The following is a 19,612-nucleotide window of genomic DNA, read 5'->3' on the forward strand; positions in this document are numbered from 1 at the left end:
GCGGTGGACGCGGCGGCGGAGCGCCTCGGCCTCGTCCCCGGCCTCACGTTGGCGGATGCGCAGGCCCGCGTGCCGCAGCTGAAGGCGGAGGCCGCGGACCCGGCGGCGGATGCGGCGCTGCTCGCCGCCGTCGCCTCCTGGTGCGAGCGCTGGACGCCCTTCGTCGGCCTCGCCCCGCCCCATGGCATCGTTCTCGACATCACCGGCTGCGCCCATCTGTTCGAGGGCGAGGCGCCGATGCTGGCGGCCATGGCGGCACGGCTCACCGCCACCGGCCTCGCGGCGCAGGGCGCCGTCGCCGGCACCGCGCGGGCCGCCCTGGCCCTCGCCCGCTGGCGCCCCGGCCTCGTGGTGCCGGCGGGTGGCGAGGCCGCGGCCGTCGCCCCCCTGCCGGTGGAGGCCCTCGGCCTCGACGCGGACACCGGCCGCAGCCTCGCCTATCTCGGCCTCGTGCGCATCGGCGACCTTGCGGACAAGCCGCGGGGCGCGCTCGCCGCCCGCTTCGGCGCCGCCTTGGTGGACCGCCTCGACGAGATCACCGGGGCGGCCTCGGCCCCCATCTCGCCGCTCAACCCCCTGCCCGCCTACGTGGCCGAGCGGCGCTTCGCCGAGCCCATGGGCGAGGAGAAGACCGCCCTCGCCGTGCTGGCCGATCTCGCCCGCGACCTCTCCGGCGTGCTGGAGCGCCATGGCGAGGGTGGGCGGCGCTTCGAGGCCGCCTTCTTCCGCAGCGACGGCGTGGTGCGCCGCATCGCCGCCGGCACCGCCGCGCCGCTGCGCGACGGCGCCCGCCTCGCCGCCTTGTTCCGCGAGCGCCTGTCGGCGCTGGCCGACCCCCTCGACCCCGGCTTCGGCTATGACGTGATCCGCCTCTCGGTGACGGCGGCGGAGCCCCTCGACGCCACCCAGCCCGGCCTCGGCACCGATCCCGCGGCGGCGGGGCTCGACCAGTTGGTGGACATCCTGTCCGCCCGCCTCGGCCCGCGCCGGGTGAGTTGCCTTGCGGCGCAGGACAGCCATCTGCCCGAGCGCGCGGCGCTGCGCCTTCCCGCCCAGAAGGGCTGGCGCGGCAGCCATGCTTTGGCCCTCGATGCCGGCCCGGGCTGGGACGCGCCCGCCCCCGAGGGGGCGCCCCTCGGACGCCCGCTCGCCCTCTTCCCCCGCCCCGAGCCGGTGGAGACGCTTGCCGAGGTGCCGGACGGGCCGCCCTTGCGCTTCCGCTGGCGCCGCGTGCTGCATGAGGTGGCGCGGGCGGAGGGGCCGGAGCGCATCGCCCCGGAATGGTGGAGCGCGCCCGACGCCGGCCTCTCCGGCGCCCTCACCCGCGACTATTTCCGGGTGGAGGATCTGGAGGGCCGCCGCTTCTGGCTCTATCGCGAGGGCACCTACGGCCGCGAGACGGCGGCGCCCCGCTGGTTCCTGCACGGGCTGTTTCCGTGAGCGCAGCGGCGGATATCCCGGCTTATGCGGAGCTGGCGGCGGCCTCGCATTTCTCCTTCCTGCGGGGGGCGAGCGCGCCGGCGCGGCTGGTGACCACCGCCGTCGGCCTCGGCCTGCGCGGCCTCGGCCTCGCCGACCGCAACACGGTGGCCGGCGTGGTGCGCGCCTACAGCGCGCTGGAGGAGCTGCGGACCCTCGACGAGGAGCTGGCGGCGGACGATCCCGAGGCACAGGCCAAGCGCCGCTTCGCCGCCCGCGCCCGCGCCTTCCGCCTGGTGGTGGGCGCCCGCCTCGCCTTCGGCGACGGCACGCCGGACATCATCGCCTATCCCGCCACCCGCGCCGGCTGGGGCCGGCTCTGCCGCCTGCTCACCCTGGGCAACCGGCGGGCGAAGAAGGGCGAATGCCACCTCTCCCGCGACGATCTTATCGCCGACACCGGCGGCCTCCTGCTCGCGGTTCTGCCGGGACGGGACGAGGGGATGGCGGGCGGGGTTTCCGCCGACCTCACCCTGCTGCTGCGCCAGCTCGCCGCGGCGGCGCCGGGCGCCGTCTGGCTCGCCGCCGCCATGCCTTTCTCCGGCGCCGACCGCCGCCGCCTCGCCGCGCTGCGGGCCTGCGCCGCCACCGCGGGCGTGCCGCTCCTCGCGGTGAACGACGTGCTCTATGCGACGCCGCAGGAGCGCGACCTGCAGGACATTCTCACCTGCGTGCGCACGGGCACCACCATCGCCACCGCCGGCCGGCGGCTGGAGGCCAATGCGGAGCGCCACCTGAAGGCGGCCGACGAGATGGCCCGCCTGTTCCGCGACGCCCCCGAGGCGCTGGCGCAGACGCAGGCGCTCCTTGCCCGCATCGACTTCTCGCTCAAGGACCTGAAGTACGACTACCCCGAGGAGCCGGTGCCGCCCGGCTGGACGCCGCAGGCGTGGCTGGAGGACCTGACCTGGCGCTGCGCCGCCGTGCGCTATCGCGACGGCGTGCCGGAAAAGGTCACCAACCTGCTGAAGGAGGAGCTCGCCCTCATCGGCCAGCTCCAGTACGCGCCCTATTTCCTCACCATCCACGACATCGTCCGTTTCGCCGAGAGCCGCGGCATCCTCTGCCAAGGGCGCGGCTCGGCGGCCAATTCCGCAGTGTGCTACGTGCTCGGCATCACCGCCGTGAACCCGGCCGACCACGACCTTCTGTTCGCCCGCTTCATCTCCACCGAGCGGCGCGAGCCGCCGGACATCGACGTGGATTTCGAGCACGAGCGGCGCGAGGAGGTGATCCAGCACATCTATGAGAAATACGGCCGCCACCGCGCCGGCATCGTCGCCACCGTCATCCACTATCGCCCGCGCAGCGCCATCCGCGACGTGGGCAAGGCGCTGGGCCTGACCGACGACATCACCGCCCGCATCGCCGCGACCCAATGGGGCAGCTGGGGCCGCGACATGTCGGACCCGCGCATCCGCGAGGCCGGGCTCGACCCCGACAACCCCTTCATCCGCCGCGCCGTGGACCTCGCCAGCCGGCTCATGGGCGCGCCGCGCCACCTCTCCCAGCACGTGGGCGGCTTCGTGCTCGCCCGCGAGCGGCTGGACGACATCGTGCCCATCGGCAACGCCGCCATGGCGGACCGCACCTTCATCGAATGGGACAAGGACGACATCGACGCCTTGGGCCTGATGAAGGTGGATGTGCTGGCGCTGGGCATGCTCACCTGCATCCGGAAGGCGCTCGACCTGATGCGCCTCCACGAGGGCCTCGACCTCGGTCTCGCCGACGTGCCGGACGCCCAGGCCGACGTCTACGAGATGCTCTCGCGCGGGGATTCCATCGGCGTGTTCCAGGTGGAGAGCCGGGCGCAGATCAACATGCTGCCGCGCCTCAGGCCGAAGGAATTCTACGACCTCGTCATCCAGGTCGCCATCGTGCGGCCGGGGCCGATCCAGGGCGACATGGTCCATCCCTACCTGCGCCGCCGCAACGGGCTGGAGCAGGTGGAATTCCCCTCCCCCGCCCCGGGCCATGGCCCGGCGGACGAGCTGCGGCAGGTGCTGGGCAAGACGATGGGGGTGCCGCTGTTCCAGGAGCAGGCCATGAAGCTCGCCATGGTCGCCGCCCGCTTCACCGACCGGGAGGCGAACCGCCTGCGCCGGGCCATGGCCACCTTCCGCAACCTCGGCACCATCCACGAGTTCGAGAGCCTGATGGTGGAGCGCATGGTGGCGCGCGGCTACGCCCGCGACTTCGCCCAGCGCTGCTTCGAGCAGATCAAGGGCTTCGGCAGCTACGGCTTTCCCGAGAGCCACGCCGCCTCCTTCGCCAAGCTCGTCTACATCTCCTCCTTCATCAAGTGCCGCCATCCGGCGGTGTTCGCCTGCGCCCTGCTCAACGCCCAGCCCATGGGCTTCTACGCCCCCGCCCAGATCGTGCGCGACGCCCGCGAGCATGGCGTGGAGGCGCGGCCCGTGGACATCAATTTCAGCCATTACGACAACACGCTGGAACGCAACGCCGGCGGCGCCCTCGCGCTGCGCCTCGGCTTTCGCCAGGTGGACGGCTTCCATGAGGAGTGGGGCGCACACCTCGCCGCCGCCCGCGGCGCCGGCTTCACCGGGGTGGAAGAGCTCGCCCGGCGGGCGCGCCTGCCCACCCGCGCGGTGCGGCTGCTCGCCGATGCCGACGCCTTCCGCTCCATCGGGCTCGACCGGCGGGCCGCGCTGTGGCACGCCCGCCGCCTGCCCGACGACGACGCCCTGCCCCTGTTCGCCGCCGCCGACGCCCGCGAGCTGGGCGTGGAGGAAGAGGTGGCGCTGCCCCGCATGGCGCGTGCCGAGCACATCGTCGCCGACTACCAGACGGTGCGCCTGTCGCTGAAGGGCCACCCCATGGGCGAGCTGCGCGACCATTTCCGCAAGGAGCGCATCCTTACCTGCGCCGCGACCTCGGCGCTGAGGGACGGCGCCTTCGCCCGCACCGCTGGCGTGGTGCTGGTGCGCCAGCGGCCGGGCAACGGCAAGGCCATCTTCATCACCATCGAGGACGAGACCGGCATCACCAACATCGTACTGTGGGAGCGCACCCTGGAGCACTTCCGGCGGGAGGTGATGGGCGCGCGCCTGCTGCTGGTGGAAGGGCGGGTGCAGAAGAGCCGGGAAGGGGTGGTCCATCTCATGGCCCAGCGCCTGTTCGACCGCACCGGCGATCTCGACCTGCTCTCGCGCGTGCGGCGCCCGCAGATGGACGTGGCGCGGGCGGACGAATTCGCCCACCCCCAGCACCCGCGCAAACATCCCCGCGACGTGCGGGTTCTGCCGAAATCACGGGATTTCCATTGAGTCCCAGGTCGGCCCAGCGCCGGGGCAAGACGTACCCCGCAACCGCCAACCTATTCTGCAGTGGTATCCGGCCCTATCCCGCGGCGCTCACGGGCGCGAATGGCGGTCGAATCCGGAAAAACCGGCGAAAAAAGCGACGCTCCACCCAAGCGCTTCACGATTTATCCACAAAAACGCGTGAGGCTCCAAGCCAGATGGATACAAAGGCCGGGGTGCCGCAGCCGTGAAACCGCTCCTTATCGTCACTGGCTTCGTGGCCGTCGCCGCCGTCGGCGCGGGCATGGCCATCAGCCCGCTCCTGTCCGCGCGGGACGACGGGCCGGCCACCACCCAGTCCATTTCCCAGTCCGCGTCCGACAAGGCCGCCCAGAGCGCCCCGGTGAAGACCGCCGCAGCGGCCCAGCCGGCGCCGCCCCCGGCGCCCGCCCCGGTCGCTGCGCCGCCTCCCGCGCCGGCGCCGCGCAAGAACTACACCTACAAGTCGTTCGAGGTGGACGGCAATTTCATCGCCCTCACCTTCGACGACGGCCCGAGCCCGGAAACCACCCCGCGGCTTCTCCAGATGCTGCGCGAGCGCAACATCAAGGCCACCTTCTTCGTGCTCGGCAACATGGTGGCCAAGCACCCCGAAGTGCTCAAGATGATCGCCGACGAGGGCCACGAGATCGGCAGCCACTCCTGGAGCCATCCGCAGCTCACCCGCATCAGCATGGCCTCGGTGGACAAGGAGCTGGGCAATACCTCGGAGGCCATCTTCCAGGCCACCGGCAAGCGTCCCATCTACCTGCGCCCGCCCTACGGCTCCATGAAGCCGTCGCTGCGCACCTACATCGAGGACAAGTACGGCCTCACCATCGTCAACTGGTCGGTGGACCCCAACGACTGGAAGAACCGCAACAGCCAGGCGGTGTATGACGCCATCATGGCGCAGGTGAAGCCGGGCGCCATCGTGCTGTCGCACGACATCTACCCCTCCACCGTGGACGCCATGCCCCGCGTGCTCGATGACCTTGCGGCCAAGGGCTACAAGTTCGCCACGCTGTCGCAGATGGTGGCCATGGACAAGCCGCTCAAGCCGCAGCTGGTGGCCGCTCTGCCGAAGCAGCCGGGCCAAGGCGGCGCGCAGAAGCCCAAGCCGGCCAATGCGGCCAAGCCCGATGCCGCCAAGCCGGCGGCGGGCGCCGCGCCCAAGCCGACCCCCGGTGCGGCCGCGCCGAAGCCCGCCACGGCTGCCGCCCAGCCGCGCAGCTCCGGCGTCTACTGATCCTCGCCCAACCCACCGAACGGCGCCCCTCGCGGGCGCCGTTTGCGTTTCCGGCGCGCCTTATCCGCTGCATCTGAAACGATTTGATCGGGCCGCGTCGCGGGCCTAGAACAAGCGCCTGGAAAAGCCCGCAGCCAAGCGGGCGGAAGAGGACGGGAGGCGGCCATGGCCGAAGAGACGCACACCGATGCCGGGGCCGCGGGCGGCTCCGGGACCACCACGAGCCGCGCCGGCGTGGTCGGGCTCGGTTCCATGGGCTTCGGCATGGCGCAGTCGCTGCTGCGCGCCGGCCTCGACGTGGCCGGCTGTGACGTGGGCGCAGCGGCGGTGGAGCGCTTCGTCGCCGCCGGTGGACGCGGGGCAGCCTCGCCGGCCGAGGCGGCCCGCGGCGCCGACATGGTGGTGAGCGTGGTGGTCAATGCGGCGCAGACCGAGGCCATCCTGTTCGGCCCCTCCGGCGTCGCCGAGACCCTGCCGGAGGGCGCGGTCTTCATCTCCTCCGCCACCATGGACCCGGAGATCGCCCGCAGCCTCGCGGCACGGCTCGAAGCCACGGGCCGGCACTATCTCGACGCGCCCATCTCCGGCGGGGCGCAGCGCGCGGCGGACGGCGCCCTCACCATTCTCGCCTCCGGCAGCCCGACAGCCTTCGCCCGCGCGAAGCCCGCCCTCGACGCCATGGCGGCCAAGCTCTACGCGCTGGGCGACGCCGCCGGGCAGGGCGCGGCGTTCAAGATGATCAACCAGCTGCTCGCCGGGGTGCATATCGCCGCCGCCAGCGAGGCCATGGCCTTCGCCGCGCGCCAGGGCCTCGACCTGAAGAAGGTGTACGAAGTCATCACCGCCTCGGCCGGCAACAGCTGGATGTTCGAGAACCGCATGCCCCACGTGCTCGACGGCGATTACGCGCCGCGCAGCGCCGTGGACATCTTCGTCAAGGACCTCGGCATCATCCAGGACATGGCGCGCAGCGCGAAATTTCCCGTGCCGGTCTCGGCGGCGGCGCTGCAGATGTTCCTCGCCACATCCGCCGCCGGCATGGGCCGCGACGACGACGCCTCGGTGGCCCGGCTCTATGCCCGCATCACGGGCACCCCCCTGCCGGGCGACAAGGCCTGAGCCAAGCGTTACATTTCGTCACCAATCGTCACGGCTCCGGAACGCCTTCGCAACCTTCGGAGTCGAGGTTGCGGACGCGCGGCCCCCCGCCGGCCGCGCCGATCCCAGAATCGAGAGGAATGTCCCCATGACCCTGCGCGCCACCCTCCTCGCCCTTCCGTTCGTCGCCCTCGGCCTTGGCGCGGCGCACGCGCAGACCGCCGCCCCGGCCACGCCCGGAGCGGCCGCGTCCCTCACGCCCGCCCAGGCCCAGGCGCTGCGCACGGCGTGCGAGGCGGACGTGAGCAAATTGTGGACCGGCATCCAGCCGGGCGGCGGGCGCATCATCCAGTGCCTGCGCGAGAAGCAGGAGCAGGTGAGCCCGCCCTGCAAGGCCTCACTCGGCGCCCTCGCCACCAGCATGCGCAAGCCGGCGGCGCAGTAGCGCCCGTCAGGACAGCGTCAGGAGGCCGGCATCCCCGCCGGCCGCGGCCGTGTTCACCGAAAGGCTCACCTCCTCAAGCAGGAGGTGGGCTGGATAGGCGAAGGGCGAGCAGGCGAGCGCGTCCGACGCGGCCGCGTGCACTGGTACCAGAGGCCCATTGCCCTGCGCCGCCAGCCGTTGAGCCAGCGCCGAGACCTGCCCCCCCTCACCCTCCACCAGAGCCGCCACCGCCCGATCCCTTCCATCGAGGCGGGCCGCCACCGTCGCCGGCATCCGCGCCAGAAGCTCCGCCCAGACCCCGGCGAGATCGGCCGGTGCCTCCACCCGTGCCCGATTGCCGGTGGCCAGGGCCGTGCCGATCTGGCGGATCAGCCCGGCTTCCGTCTGCGGCACGAGCAGCAGCGTCCCGCGCGGGCGCAAAGCGTAGGTGTTGCGCTCGCCCACCGGGCCGGGAAGGACCATGATACGCCCGAGCGGTACGGCACCGGCCAGGGCACGCGCCGCTGCGGCGTCGCCGGCTCGCCCCTCCCCCTCAAGCCAGTCGACGAAGGCGAGCGCCGCCTCGTCCGGCCTGCCCGCGCCAAGATCGAAGCCCGGCCCCGACACCAGCCGCGACAGATAAAGCGGCCCGCCGGCCTTCGGCCCGGTGCCCGACAACCCGCGCCCGCCGAACGGCTGCACGCCCACCACGGCGCCGATCATGTTGCGGTTCACATAGAGGTTGCCGGCCTCCACCGCGTGGGTAACTTCCGCGATGGTGGCGTCGAGCCGTGTGTGCAGGCCGAAGGTGAGGCCGTAGCCGGTGGCGTTGATGTCGGCGACAAGGCGGGCAAGATCCGCCCGCCGCCAGCGCACCACATGCAGCACCGGGCCGAACACCTCGCGTTGGAGGTCGGACATGGCGCCGATCTCGATCAGCGTCGGCGCCACGAAGCTGCCGTGCCGCGTCGCCTGTGGCAGCGCCACCCGATGGACACGATGGCCCCGCCCCGCCATGGCCGCCACATGCTCCTCGATGCCGGCCCTCGCCTCTTCGGTGATGACCGGCCCCACATCCACGCTGAGGCGGTCGGTGCGGCCGATCTCCAGCTCGGCCATGGCGCCTTTCAGCATGGCGAGGATAGGCTCGGCCACCTCCTCCTGCAGGCACAGCACCCGCAGGGCGGAGCAGCGCTGGCCGGCGCTGTCGAAGGCGGAGGCGATCACGTCCGCCACCACCTGCTCGGGCAAGGCGGAGGAATCGACGATCATGGCATTCTGCCCGCCGGTCTCGGCGATGAGAGGCACCGGCCGGCCGTCGGGCCCGAGCCGCTCCGCCAGCGTCGCGGCAATGCTGCGGGCAACGGCGGTGGATCCGGTGAACATCACCCCGGCCACCTGCGGCGCCGCCACCAGCGCCGCCCCCACCGCCCCGTCGCCGGGGAGAAGCTGCAGCACGTCCCGCGGGATGCCGGCGGCATGGAGCAGGTGCACCGCCTCGGCAGCGATCAGCGGCGTCTCCTCCGCCGGCTTGGCGAGCACCCCATTGCCCGCGGCCAGCGCTGCCGCCACCTGTCCGGTGAAAATGGCGAGGGGGAAGTTCCACGGGCTGATGCAGGCGACGGCGCCGAGCGGGCGATGTCCGGCGGTGAGGCGCGCCACGGCCTCGCCGGCATAATAGCGCAGGAAATCCACCGCCTCGCGCACTTCGGCCACCGCATTGGCGGCGCTCTTGCCCGCCTCGCGCATGATGAGACCCATGAGGCGGGGCATGTCCGCTTCCAGCGCCTGGGCGGCGACGAGGAGGGGTCTCGCCCGCTCCGCCGCCGCACGCGCCGCCCAGCCCGGCGCCGCGGCGCATACGGTGTCGACGGCACGCGCCACGTCTTTCGGCATCGCCTCCCGCACGAGGCCCACGCGGTCGCGGCGGTCGCCGGGGTTCAGCACGGCCCGCGCCGTGCCGCCCCCGCCGGCCGGCGTGGCGAGCCAGACGCGCGACGCGCTCGCCCTCAGGGTGTCCTCGAGGTCCGCCAGCACCCCATCGCTCGCAAGGTCGAGCCCGGCCGAATTGACCCGCGCACCATAGAGCGCGCGCGGGGCGGCGATATGGGGATGCGGCGCGCCCGGCTCGTCCATGGCGGCAACCGTCTCGGCCGGATCGGCGACGAGGGTCTCCACTTGCACCGACGGATCGGCAATGAGCCGCACGAAGGAGGAATTGGCACCATTCTCCAGAAGCCGCCGCACCAGATAGGCCAGCAGCGTCTCGTGGGTGCCAACCGGGGCATAGATGCGGCACGGACGCCCGAGCGGCTTCACCACCTGCTCGAACAGGGGCTCGCCCATGCCGTGGAGACACTGGAACTCGTAGTCGCCGTCCCGGAAGTGGGGTCCTGCCATCTCCAGGATGGCGGCGAGGCTGTAGGCATTGTGGGTGGCGAACTGCGGGAAAACCGCATCCCGCGCATCCAGCAGCTTGCGGGCGCAGGCGAGGTAGGAGACGTCGGTGTGCACCTTGCGGGTAAACACCGGGAAATCCTCCAGCCCCTCCGCCTGCGCGTGCTTGATCTCGCTGTCCCAATAGGCGCCCTTCACGAGGCGCACCATGATGCGGCGGCCGGTGCGCCGGGCCAGGTCGATGATGAAGTCGAGCACCGCCGGGCAGCGCTTGCCATAGGCCTGCACCACGAAGCCGATGCCGTCCCAGCCTGCGAGGTCCGCGTCATGGGCCAGGGCGTCGAGGAGGTCGAGGGAGAGCTCCAGGCGGTCCTGCTCCTCGGCGTCGATGTTGATACCGATGCCTTGGGCGCGGGCTTCGCGGGCGAGGACCACAAGGCGCTGCAGCAGCTCGGCCATCACCCGCTCCGCCTTGGCGCGCTCGTAGCGCGGATGGAGCGCAGAGAGCTTCACTGAGATGCCCGGGCCCGCATAGATGCCGCGCCCGGCGGAGGCGGCGCCGATGGCGGCGATGGCGTGGCGATATTCGGCGAAATAGCGGTCCGCGTCCGCCGCGGTCATCGCCGCCTCGCCCAGCATGTCGAACGAATGGCCGAAGCCCTGCGTGGCGCGCCGGCGGCTGCGCGCCAGCGCTTCCTCGATGGTGCGGCCCATGACGAACTGCTCGCCCATGCGGCCGATGGCGAGGTCCACCGCCCGACGGACGACCGGTGCGCCGAGGCGCCGGAGCACGCCCGTCAGCGCACCGCCGAGGCCCGCGTCATCCGCGCCGCCCACCAGTTGCCCGGTGAGGTACAGGCCCCACGTGGCGGCATTCACGAACAGCGCACGCCCGCCGCCCAGATGCGCCTGCCAGTCGCCCGCGCCGATCTTGTCGCGGATGAGTGCATCGCGAGTGGCGGCATCCGGAATGCGCAGCAGGGCCTCCGCCAGGCACATGAGCGCGACGCCCTCGCGGCTGGAGAGGTCGTATTCCTGGACCAGCTCCTCCACCACCGAGCCCCGCGGCCGCGCCCTGAGGCCGGCGACCAGGCTGCGCGCACGCGCCTCGGCCGCCGCCCGCGTCGCATCAGGCAGGTGCGCCGCCGGGAGCAGGGCTCTGACGCACGCCGCCTCCGGCGCGCGGGTCATCGCAGTGATCGCCGCCCGCAGCCGTCCGCGCGGTCCCGGTGCAGGGGAAAAGCCCTCGAAGGGCGGGGGCGGGACGACCGATGCTGCGGCAGCAGCCGGACGCCCGAGGACGGTGGAGCTGGCCATGGCGGGCACCTTTCTCAATTCCCGGCACGAGGGCACAGGCGGGGCGGCACTGGTTTCCAGGATACGAGAAACAGCTCAGGCGGTTTGATCGATGATCGCTCCATCTACTTACGTATTGACTTTATTTTGGGCCGACTGAAAATCAGAGTGATGGAAAAACAGGATTCACCTAGCCAAATCGACTTCCACCAGATCGACGCCTTCGATGCCCGCATCATCGCCGCGCTGGTGGAGGACGGCCGCATGTCGGTGACCGACCTCGCGGCGCGGGTCGGCCTCTCGCGCAGTCCCTGCCAGGCGCGGCTCAAGCGGCTGGTGGACGAGGGCTACATCCGCGGCTTCCGCGCCGTGCTCGATCCCCCGAAAATGGGGCTGGAGCACATCGCCTTCACCGAGGTGAAGCTCGCCGAGACAACGCAGAAAGCCCTCTTCGCGTTCAACGCGGCGGTGCTGAAGATCCGCGAGGTGGAGGCCTGCCACATGATCGCGGGCTCCTTTGACTACCTCCTGAAGGTCCGCACCCGCGACATCCGTCGCTATCGCGAGGTGCTGGGCGAGAAGATCTCCAGCCTGCCGTTTGTGGCGAGCACCTCGACCTATGTGGTGATGGAGCCGGTAAAGGACGACGGCGCCTGACGCGCGCGTCTGCGTGCGGCGGGGGTGGGCCGTACCATCAGCCGCCCCCTCTCCCGCCGTCACCCTCGGCTTGACCGGAGGGCCCATCGCCCGACTGGGCGCACCCGGCGGCGCCATGGATGCTCCGGTCAAGCCGGAGCATGACGGCGGTTGAAGCGGGTCGTTGGACGGATGGATGGCGTCGGTGCGCCCGATGGCCGGTCCTTCTCGCGCGTCGCCCCCTCCCCGCTCCCGCCTCCCCTCCACCACCGCTCCCCGCCCCTCACGCCGTCGCCCTCCGGCTTGACCGGAGGGCCCATCGCCGGGCCGGGCGCACCCGGCGGCGCCATGGATGCTCCGGTCAAGCCGGAGCATGACGGCGGTTGGAGCGGTTCGCCGGACGGATGGATGGCGTCGGTGCAACCGATGGTCGGTCATTCTCGCGCATCGCCCCACCTCCCCGCTCCGGCCCTCCCCTCGACCGCCGCCCCCCGCCTCTCGCGCCGTCGCCCTCCGGCTTGACCGGAGGGCCCATCGCCCGACTGGGCGCACCCGACGGCGCCATAGATGCTCCGGTCAAGCCGGAGCATGACGGCGGTTTGGAGCGGTTCGCCGGACGGATGGATGGCGTCGGTGCGCCCGATGGCCGGTCCTGCTCGCGCGTCGCCCACCTTCCCGCTTCGGCCTCCCCTCCACCGCCGCTCGCCGCCCCCCTCCCCGTCGCCCTCCGGCTTGACCGGAGGGCCCATCGCCGGGCCGGGCGCAGCCGGCGGCGCCATGGATGTTCCGGTCAAGCCGGAGCATGACGGCGGTCGCGGGACGACCCATGGGGCGCGCGCCGGAGAGGGCCCCGCCGTCTGCCTCGCACGTAGCCGTTTGCGCGCATGCGGCATTGCATCATGGCTCTGGTGGAGCTTCACTTGGGGCCGTATTGCCGGAGCCCACACCCTTGCCAGATCCCTTGCCTTCCCCCGCCGCCGCCGGCGCCGCGCTCGAGACGCCGCTGCTCAGCTTCCTTAAAGGGATACACGCCGATTTCGCCCGCATCGACGACGGCGAGGTGGCCTCCTACATCCCCGAACTGGGCAAGGCGGACCCGGAGCACTTCGGCATCGCTGTGGCGACCACCGACGGCCACGTCTACGAAACCGGCGACACGACCGTCCCCTTCACCATCCAATCGGTGTCGAAGGCGATGGTGTTCGCCCTCGCCCTCGACATGCTGGGATCGGAGCGGGTGGAAGGCGCCATCGGTGTCGAGCCCAGCGGCGAGGCGTTCAACTCCATCCGCCTCAGGGCCGACAACCGACCGTTCAACGCCATGGTCAATGCCGGCGCCATCGCCTGCTCGGGGCTGATCGCCGAGGCCGCCGGCGGCGAGGCCTTCGAGATGATCCGTACCGCCCTCGGGCGCTTCGCCGGGCGCGAGCTCGCCGTCGACGAGGCCGTATTCGACAGCGAGCGCTCCACCGGCGACCGCAACCGCGCCATCGCCTACCTCCTGCGCACCTATGGGGGCGTCAGCGGCGACGTCGACCGGCTGCTGGATGTCTATTTCCGCCAGTGCTCGGTGCTGGTCACCGCCCGCGACCTGGCGGTGATGGGGGCGACCTTCGCCAACCACGGGGTCAATCCGGTCACCGGCGTCACCGTCGCCTCCAATTATGCGGTGGCGCGCACACTGGCGGTGATGAGTTCGTCGGGCATGTACGACTTCGCCGGCGAGTGGATCTACCGGGTAGGCGTGCCAGCCAAGAGCGGCGTCGGCGGGGGCATCCTCGCGGCGCTGCCCTCCCAGCTCGGCCTCGGCACCTTCTCCCCCCGGCTCGATCCCCACGGCAACAGCGTGCGCGGCATCCGCACGTGCGAGGCCATATCGGAGGCGTTCGACCTGCACATGCTGTCGCGGCGGGACGACGTGCGCACCTGCATCGTCGCCGATTACGATTTCCGCACCGTGCCCTCCAAGCCCGGCCGACAGCCCCACGAGCAGGACATCCTCGCCGCCCGCTCCGGCGCCATCCGTGCCATCGAGCTGGCCGGCAAGCTCTCCTTCGCCTCCATGGACTATGTCACGCGCCGGCTCATGGCGCCGGCCAGCGTGCCGGAATTCCTCATCCTCAACCTGCATCGCGTCGCGACCATCACCGATGCGGGGCTGCGCCTGCTCACCGGCCTGCTGAAGGACCAGCTGCCGGCCGCCACCACCGCGGTCATTGCCGGGGTCGAGCCCGCCTCCCCGTTGGCGCCGCAACTCAAGGCGCTGAAGGACCAGGGCCTGCGCGTGCGCATTTTTCCCACCTACGACGCCGCGGTGGAATGGGCGGAGGACCAGGTGGTGTACCGCCACGGCGGCTTCTCGCGCATCGAGGTGGAGGCAGACCTCAGCCGGCAGGCTCTGCTCGCCGGCCTCTCGCCGCAGGAACTGGCCGACCTTGCGCGCCTCGGCACCCGCGTCGTGTTCCATGCCGGTACCCGCATCATCTCCGCCAACGAGCCGCCGGCGAAGGTCTATTTCCTGCTGCGCGGCATGGTGAGCGCGCGCACGCCCAACGACGTGCGGCTCTCCACCATGATCCCCGGCATGGTCTTCGGCGAGTTGGCGCTGATCGACCAGCCGCGCAGCGCCGACGTGTGGGCCGATACCGAGGCGGTCTGCGTGGAGCTGTCCGCCGACCAGTTCCGCGCCTTCCAGGAAACCCACGCGCGCGCTGCCGACCGCATCGTGCGCAACCTCGCCATCCTTCTGGCCGGCCGCATCCGCATGGCCACCGCCCGCATCGACATGCTGACGGGCTGACATGCCCCGCCCCGCGCGCATCGGCTCCGCCGTCCGCGTCCCCATCGGCCTCGCCGCGGGGGCGGGCGTCCTCGCCGGCCTGCTCGTGCTGTTCGCAACCGATCTCGGCGGCTGGCGCACCCGGCTTCGGGAGAGCACCCTCGACGCGGTGCTGCGCCTCGCCGGGCCGCCGGCGCCGGCGCCCCTCACCGTGGTGGACATCGACAGCGCCACCCTTGCCCGCCACGGCGCATGGCCGTGGAGCCGGCTGGCGCTCGCCCGTCTGCTGGACGCCGTGGTGGCGGGCGGGCCCCAGGCCGTGGCGGTGGACATCCTGTTCGCCGGGACCGACCGGCATTCCCCGGCCGCCGTCGCCCGCGACCTCGCGGCCGAGACCGGCCGGCCCGACATCGCGGCACTCGTGCCCTCCTTGCCCGATGGCGACACGGCCCTGGCGGCCGCGGTGGCGCGGCGGCCCACCGCCCTCGGCGCGGCGCTGGAGGAGGTGCCGACACCCGCCTTCGAACCTGTGACTCCGGTGCTGCTGGACGCGCCAGCCCGCCTCGCCGACCCCTGGCGTGCGGTCGGCGCCTCGGGTCCCCCGGCTGTTGTGCGCGAGGCGGCCCAGGGGCTGGGGGTGCTCGGCATCGAGAATGATCTGGACGGCCTCGTGCGGCGCGTGCCGCTGCTCGCGCTGGCGGGCGAGACCATCTTGCCGGGGCTGGCGGTGGAGGCGGCGCGCCTCGCCGAGGGGGCCTCGGCGCTGGTGGTGGATGGGGGCACCCTCGTCATCGGTGCCCATAGCGTGCCGCTCGGACCCGACGGACGGCTGCGCCTGCGCGCATCGTCCCCCGCCCATTGGCCGGCGCGCACCGTGCCCGCCCATCGCCTGCTGGAAGACCCGGCCGCGGCCGGCGCCCTCGCCGGCCGCATCGTGCTCGTCGGATCGAGCGCGGTGGAGGTGGGCGCCCTGCGCCGCACGCCGCGGGCCGAGGCGGCGCCGACGCTCCAGATCGAGGCGGACGCGGTCGCGACGCTGCTTTCCGGCGCCGGCATCGTGCGCGGCTCGGTCCTCGCTTTGGCGGAACTGGCGGCCGCCCTGGCTCTCGGCCTCGCGGCACTGGCGCTTGGGCGGCGGACCCGGCCGCTGGTGGCGCTGGCCGGCGGGGGCCTGCTGGCCTGCGCCTGGGCCGCCGGCGCGGGCGCGGCCGTGCTGGGGCTCAATCAGGCGGCCGACCCGGCCGGTCCCGCCCTCGTCGGCGCCGCCACCCTCGGCACCGCTTTGCTCGCCGATTTCATCGAGACCGAGCGGCGCGAACGCCGTCTGCGCCGCCGCTTCGAGCAGCATCTCGCCCCCGAGGTGGTGGCGCGCATCGCCGCCGATCCCTCCTCCCTGAAGCTCTCCGGCGAGGTGCGGGAGATCACCGCGCTCTTCACCGACGTGGAGGGCTTCACCGCCATGAGCGAGCGCGCTTCGCCGACCGCGCTGGTGGCCGCCCTCGACCGCTATTTCGATACGGTGGGCGAGATCGTGGTCGCCCATGGCGGCATGTTCGACAAGATCGTGGGGGACGCGGTGCACGCCTTCTTCAACATGCCCCTCGACCTGCCCGATCATCCGGCCCACGCTCTCGCCTGCGCCTGCGCCATCCGCGAGGCCACCGAGACACTACGACGCGAGCCGGGCTTCGCGGCGCTGGGCTTCGGCCGCACCCGCATCGGCATCGAAACCGGCCGGGCTGTGGTGGGCGACGTGGGCGGGCGACGCAAGCTCGACTACACCGCCCACGGCATGGCCATCAACATGGCCTCGCGCCTGGAGGCGGCCAACAAGGAGCTCGGAACCTCCATCTGCATCGGCCCCGGCGCCGCGGCGCGCCTGCCCGCCGGTGTCGTCCGCCGCGTCGCCGCCATCACCGTGCGCGGTGTGAGCCATGCGGTGGAGGTGCACGTCCCCGCCGCAGATCCGGGGCCGGATCAAGGACCCGCGGGAGTGCCCGACCCGGCGTGAGACAGCCAGGAGGCTCTACTGCGCCACCAGCGCGAGGGCGGCGCGAATGCGGGCCTCGCTCCAGGTCCGTGGCGGCGAGGGCGGCAGGCCCGGCATGCCGATGTCGGTGCCCTGCCCCGGCCCGAGCGCGACGGTCGTGCCACCGCCCGTGACCTCCACCGCGCCGCGCGCGACGAAGACCCCGAAGAGCCCCTCCACGGGGCCTGCGAAAAAGCGCGTGCCGCGCACCACCAGCCGGCCGTAGGGCGTATCCACCTGGCTGTCCGGCGCCGGCGCGCCCTCCGGCCGGTCGTACAGCATGGCGCCGCTGCCAAGGGTGAAGACGCCGCCGCGGTCCACCAGGAAGCGGTCGATGCGCAGGCGCGTGCGCCCGCCGAGCCGGACCTGCGTGGTGCGACCGAGCCGCATGGCGAGGCGGGCCGCCTCCCCCGTGAGGATGGTATCGCCGACGAAGAGTGCATCGCCTGGCGCCAGATTGACCGAGCGGCCGTCGCGCTCCGCCGTCCCCGGGCCTGTGACGGCCTCCACCGCGCCAGCGGGATCGGCTGCGTGCAGAGCGCCGGGCACAAGGCCGGCGGCCATGGCGGCCAGAAGTGCGCGGCGCGACAGCCGAACCGCCGCTCCCCCATTGGATAAAGCAGCGTTGGATAGAAGCGAGAGCGCGCGCGGCGCGGGCGCGCGGACAGGCTGAATCATGGTGGTCGCTCCGGGAGCCTTGGGCGCGCTGCGATCCCTCGCCATCGCATGCGGGCCGGTCGCTCAGTGGTGAAACCGCAGCTTCCAGCCGTCAAGAGCATTTCGGCGCGAACCTTGACCTGGGCCCCTTTACAAACCCCGGAGAGGCTCCCACGCTCGCTTTCAAGACCCGAAAGGGCCCGCGGGAGGTGGAGATGGCGGATATCGTGGAGCATCGGCCGCCGGCGGCGCCGACCATGCCGGTGGTGCGGGCGGTGACGTTCGCGGACATCAAGGCGGCGCTGCTGGCCGGGCTCTCGGATTTCGCGCGGGCGCCGGCGTTCGGCCTGGCTTTCGGCGGGCTCTATGCGGCCGGCGGCATCCTCATCCTCGCCTGCGTCTTCTTCTTCGATCTGGGCTATCTCGCCTATCCGCTCTTTGCCGGCTCGGTGCTCGTCGGTCCGTTCGTGGCGGCCGGGCTGTACGACGTGAGCCGGGAGCTGGAGGCGGGCCGCCGGCCCACGTGGCAGGGCGTGCTCGGCACCATATTCGACCAGCGCAAGCGCGAGCTGAGCTGGATGGCCTTCGTCACCATCTTCGCCTTCATCATCTGGATGTATCAGGTCCGCCTGCTGCTGGCGCTGTTCCTCGGCTTTGCCTCTTTCGCCAGCCTGCAGGACTTTCTGCGCGTGCTGTTCACCACCTCGGACGGACTCGGGTTCCTGGCCGTGGGCCATGTGGTGGGCGCGGCGCTAGCGCTGGGCCTGTTCTCCATCACGGTGGTTTCCTTCCCGCTGCTCATGGACCGGGACCTCGACGTGGTCACAGCCATGATCACCAGCGTTCAGGCGGTGCTGACCAGTCCTGGTCCCATGCTCATCTGGGGCGTGACAGTGGTCGGTCTGATCTTCATCGGCACGGCGCCGGCTTTCCTGGGCCTCATCTTTGTGCTGCCGGTGCTGGGGCATGCCACTTGGCATGTCTATCGCCGCGCCGTCGCTCCGGCGGCCTGACGCCTGCGTGCAGCCTCAGCCGGCCGCGCCATCCCGGCCCGGAGGGCGGGACTTGCCCTTGGCCTTGAGGTCGGCGGCCTTGCCGCTCGCGCCCTTGCCGGCCTTCTCGGCGCTGGCCTTCTGCTCACGCGCCTTGCCGCGCGCCTTCTCCTGACGCGGCTTGGCCTTGCCGGACTTATCCGGCTTGGTCTTCGTGCGGGCGAGCTGCTCCGCCGCGCCGCTCTCCCGCTCCGCCTCGTCCTGCGCCACCTTGTCCTGCGCCGCCGTCTCGCGCGCGGCTTTCGCCGGACCTGCATCCTTCCGGCCGCCCTTGGACTTACCCGCCTTGGCGACGGTCTGGCCGGAGACATCCTGCGAAGGTGTGGCCGAGCCCGACGACGCCACCGCGCCGCGCCCCGCCTTGAAAGCTGCCGCCTCCTGCGCCGGCATGCGCGCCTTCTTCGACTGCACCGCCTTGGCTTCTGCCCGAGCGCCCGTGGGGGCGCCGTTTTCCGGAGCCGTCCCCGCTACGTCCCATCCTGCCGCCAGACTTGCCTTGGCGCCCTTGGCGGCATCCGCGTCCGGCTTCTTGGCCGGCTTGGACTTCACGCCTGCCTTGGAGGTCGCCTTGACCTCGAAACCACCTTCCGGCGTGACGGCGGGCGCGGCGTCCGGCTTCACCTTCGGCTTGAGCCGTCCGCCCTCGCCATCCGCAGCGACGGCTGCAGCCTGCGGGCCGGCCTTGCGCTGCTTCTCCTCCCAGCGGCGGGCCATGACCGCGCCGAACGAGAGGATGAGTTCGGTGAGATCGGGCTCCTGCACCGCCGCAGCCGCCGTCTCCACCGAGAACCAGAAGCCGTAGCGCTGGAAGCGCTCGGGCCATTTCTGCAGCAGGCGCTTCACCTTGAAGGGAAAGACAAGGACGTCGCACAACACGGAGCGCGTGCCGATGCGCTTCTCGTAGCTGTACATGCCCATGGGCTCGCGGGCGACGACGCCGACGAGCCCCGCCTCCTCGTAGGATTCGCGCGCGGCGGTCTTCGGTGGGGTCAGGCCCTTGATGGGCCAGCCCTTGGGGATGACCCAGCGTCGGGTCTCGCGGGAGGTGATGAGCCGGATCTGGACCTCCCCGTCGCGGCGGACGCGATAGGGCAAGGCCGCATACTGGACGCGCCGTCCCGACGGCGCGCCTGCGACCGTGAGGTGGGGCCAGTCCGACGGAGGCGACATGAGGATTCCTGCGGCGAGAGGGGACGAGCGCCCGTACCTCT

General features: G+C 72.1%; 12 protein-coding genes. 9 read left to right on the top strand and 3 right to left on the bottom strand.

The window, feature by feature from the left end:
- Positions 1 to 3: 3 nt before the first annotated feature.
- From ABLE93_RS01255 to ABLE93_RS01275, 5 genes are all read left to right on the top strand, one after another.
- Positions 4 to 1,440 carry a DNA polymerase Y family protein gene (locus tag ABLE93_RS01255; RefSeq protein ID WP_348838452.1) on the top strand — a complete coding sequence of 479 codons (1,437 nt, stop codon included), beginning with the start codon at positions 4 to 6 and terminating at the stop codon, positions 1,438 to 1,440.
- Positions 1,437 to 4,769, top strand: coding sequence for an error-prone DNA polymerase (locus ABLE93_RS01260; RefSeq protein ID WP_348837355.1), 3,333 nt, complete (start codon positions 1,437 to 1,439; stop codon positions 4,767 to 4,769). Before ABLE93_RS01255 ends, ABLE93_RS01260 begins: the two co-directional genes overlap by 4 nt.
- A 223-nt stretch (positions 4,770 to 4,992) precedes the next feature.
- On the top strand, positions 4,993 to 6,033 hold the full coding sequence (locus ABLE93_RS01265) for a polysaccharide deacetylase family protein (protein ID WP_348837356.1): 1,041 nt from the start codon (positions 4,993 to 4,995) through the stop codon (positions 6,031 to 6,033).
- Positions 6,034 to 6,198: 165 nt separating this feature from the next.
- A complete protein-coding gene (gene ltnD, locus ABLE93_RS01270) occupies positions 6,199 to 7,152 on the top strand; it encodes an L-threonate dehydrogenase (protein ID WP_348837358.1) in 954 nt (317 codons plus the stop codon).
- Positions 7,153 to 7,279: 127 nt separating this feature from the next.
- Positions 7,280 to 7,576 carry a cysteine rich repeat-containing protein gene (locus ABLE93_RS01275; protein ID WP_348837360.1) on the top strand — a complete coding sequence of 99 codons (297 nt, stop codon included), beginning with the start codon at positions 7,280 to 7,282 and terminating at the stop codon, positions 7,574 to 7,576.
- 6 nt (positions 7,577 to 7,582) lie between these two features.
- Here the strand turns inward: ABLE93_RS01275 and putA are convergent, their stop codons facing one another.
- On the bottom strand, positions 7,583 to 11,269 hold the full coding sequence (putA, locus tag ABLE93_RS01280) for a bifunctional proline dehydrogenase/L-glutamate gamma-semialdehyde dehydrogenase PutA (protein WP_510182957.1): 3,687 nt from the start codon (positions 11,267 to 11,269) through the stop codon (positions 7,583 to 7,585).
- A gap of 150 nt (positions 11,270 to 11,419) precedes the next feature.
- Between putA and ABLE93_RS01285 the strand changes: the two genes are divergently transcribed.
- The 3 genes from ABLE93_RS01285 to ABLE93_RS01295 all read left to right on the top strand — a co-directional run bounded on the left by ABLE93_RS01285 (position 11,420) and on the right by ABLE93_RS01295 (position 16,674).
- Complete coding sequence (locus ABLE93_RS01285) at positions 11,420 to 11,905, top strand: Lrp/AsnC family transcriptional regulator (protein ID WP_348837362.1); 486 nt, start codon at positions 11,420 to 11,422, stop codon at positions 11,903 to 11,905.
- A gap of 928 nt (positions 11,906 to 12,833) precedes the next feature.
- Positions 12,834 to 14,684 carry a glutaminase A gene (glsA, locus tag ABLE93_RS01290; RefSeq protein ID WP_348837365.1) on the top strand — a complete coding sequence of 617 codons (1,851 nt, stop codon included), beginning with the start codon at positions 12,834 to 12,836 and terminating at the stop codon, positions 14,682 to 14,684.
- 1 nt (position 14,685) lies between these two features.
- Positions 14,686 to 16,674: a CHASE2 domain-containing protein gene (locus ABLE93_RS01295; protein WP_348837367.1), complete on the top strand. Its 1,989-nt coding sequence runs from the start codon at positions 14,686 to 14,688 to the stop codon at positions 16,672 to 16,674.
- Between the two features lie 15 nt (positions 16,675 to 16,689).
- Here ABLE93_RS01295 and ABLE93_RS01300 read toward each other — a convergent pair whose 3' ends face one another.
- Positions 16,690 to 17,370 carry a FecR family protein gene (locus ABLE93_RS01300; protein ID WP_348837369.1) on the bottom strand — a complete coding sequence of 227 codons (681 nt, stop codon included), beginning with the start codon at positions 17,368 to 17,370 and terminating at the stop codon, positions 16,690 to 16,692.
- Between the two features lie 194 nt (positions 17,371 to 17,564).
- Here ABLE93_RS01300 and ABLE93_RS01305 point away from each other — a divergent pair, with 194 nt between their 5' ends.
- Positions 17,565 to 18,362, top strand: a complete 798-nt coding sequence (locus tag ABLE93_RS01305) for a DUF2189 domain-containing protein (RefSeq protein WP_348837372.1) — start codon at positions 17,565 to 17,567, stop codon at positions 18,360 to 18,362.
- 15 nt (positions 18,363 to 18,377) lie between these two features.
- Here the strand turns inward: ABLE93_RS01305 and ABLE93_RS01310 are convergent, their stop codons facing one another.
- The gene (locus ABLE93_RS01310) at positions 18,378 to 19,571 is read right to left on the bottom strand and encodes an NUDIX hydrolase (protein WP_348837373.1); all 1,194 of its coding nucleotides are present in this window, start codon (positions 19,569 to 19,571) and stop codon (positions 18,378 to 18,380) included.
- Positions 19,572 to 19,612 lie beyond the last annotated feature (41 nt).

It is taken from the genome of Xanthobacter pollutisoli (genome assembly GCF_040044995.1).
GTDB lineage: Bacteria > Pseudomonadota > Alphaproteobacteria > Rhizobiales > Xanthobacteraceae > Xanthobacter.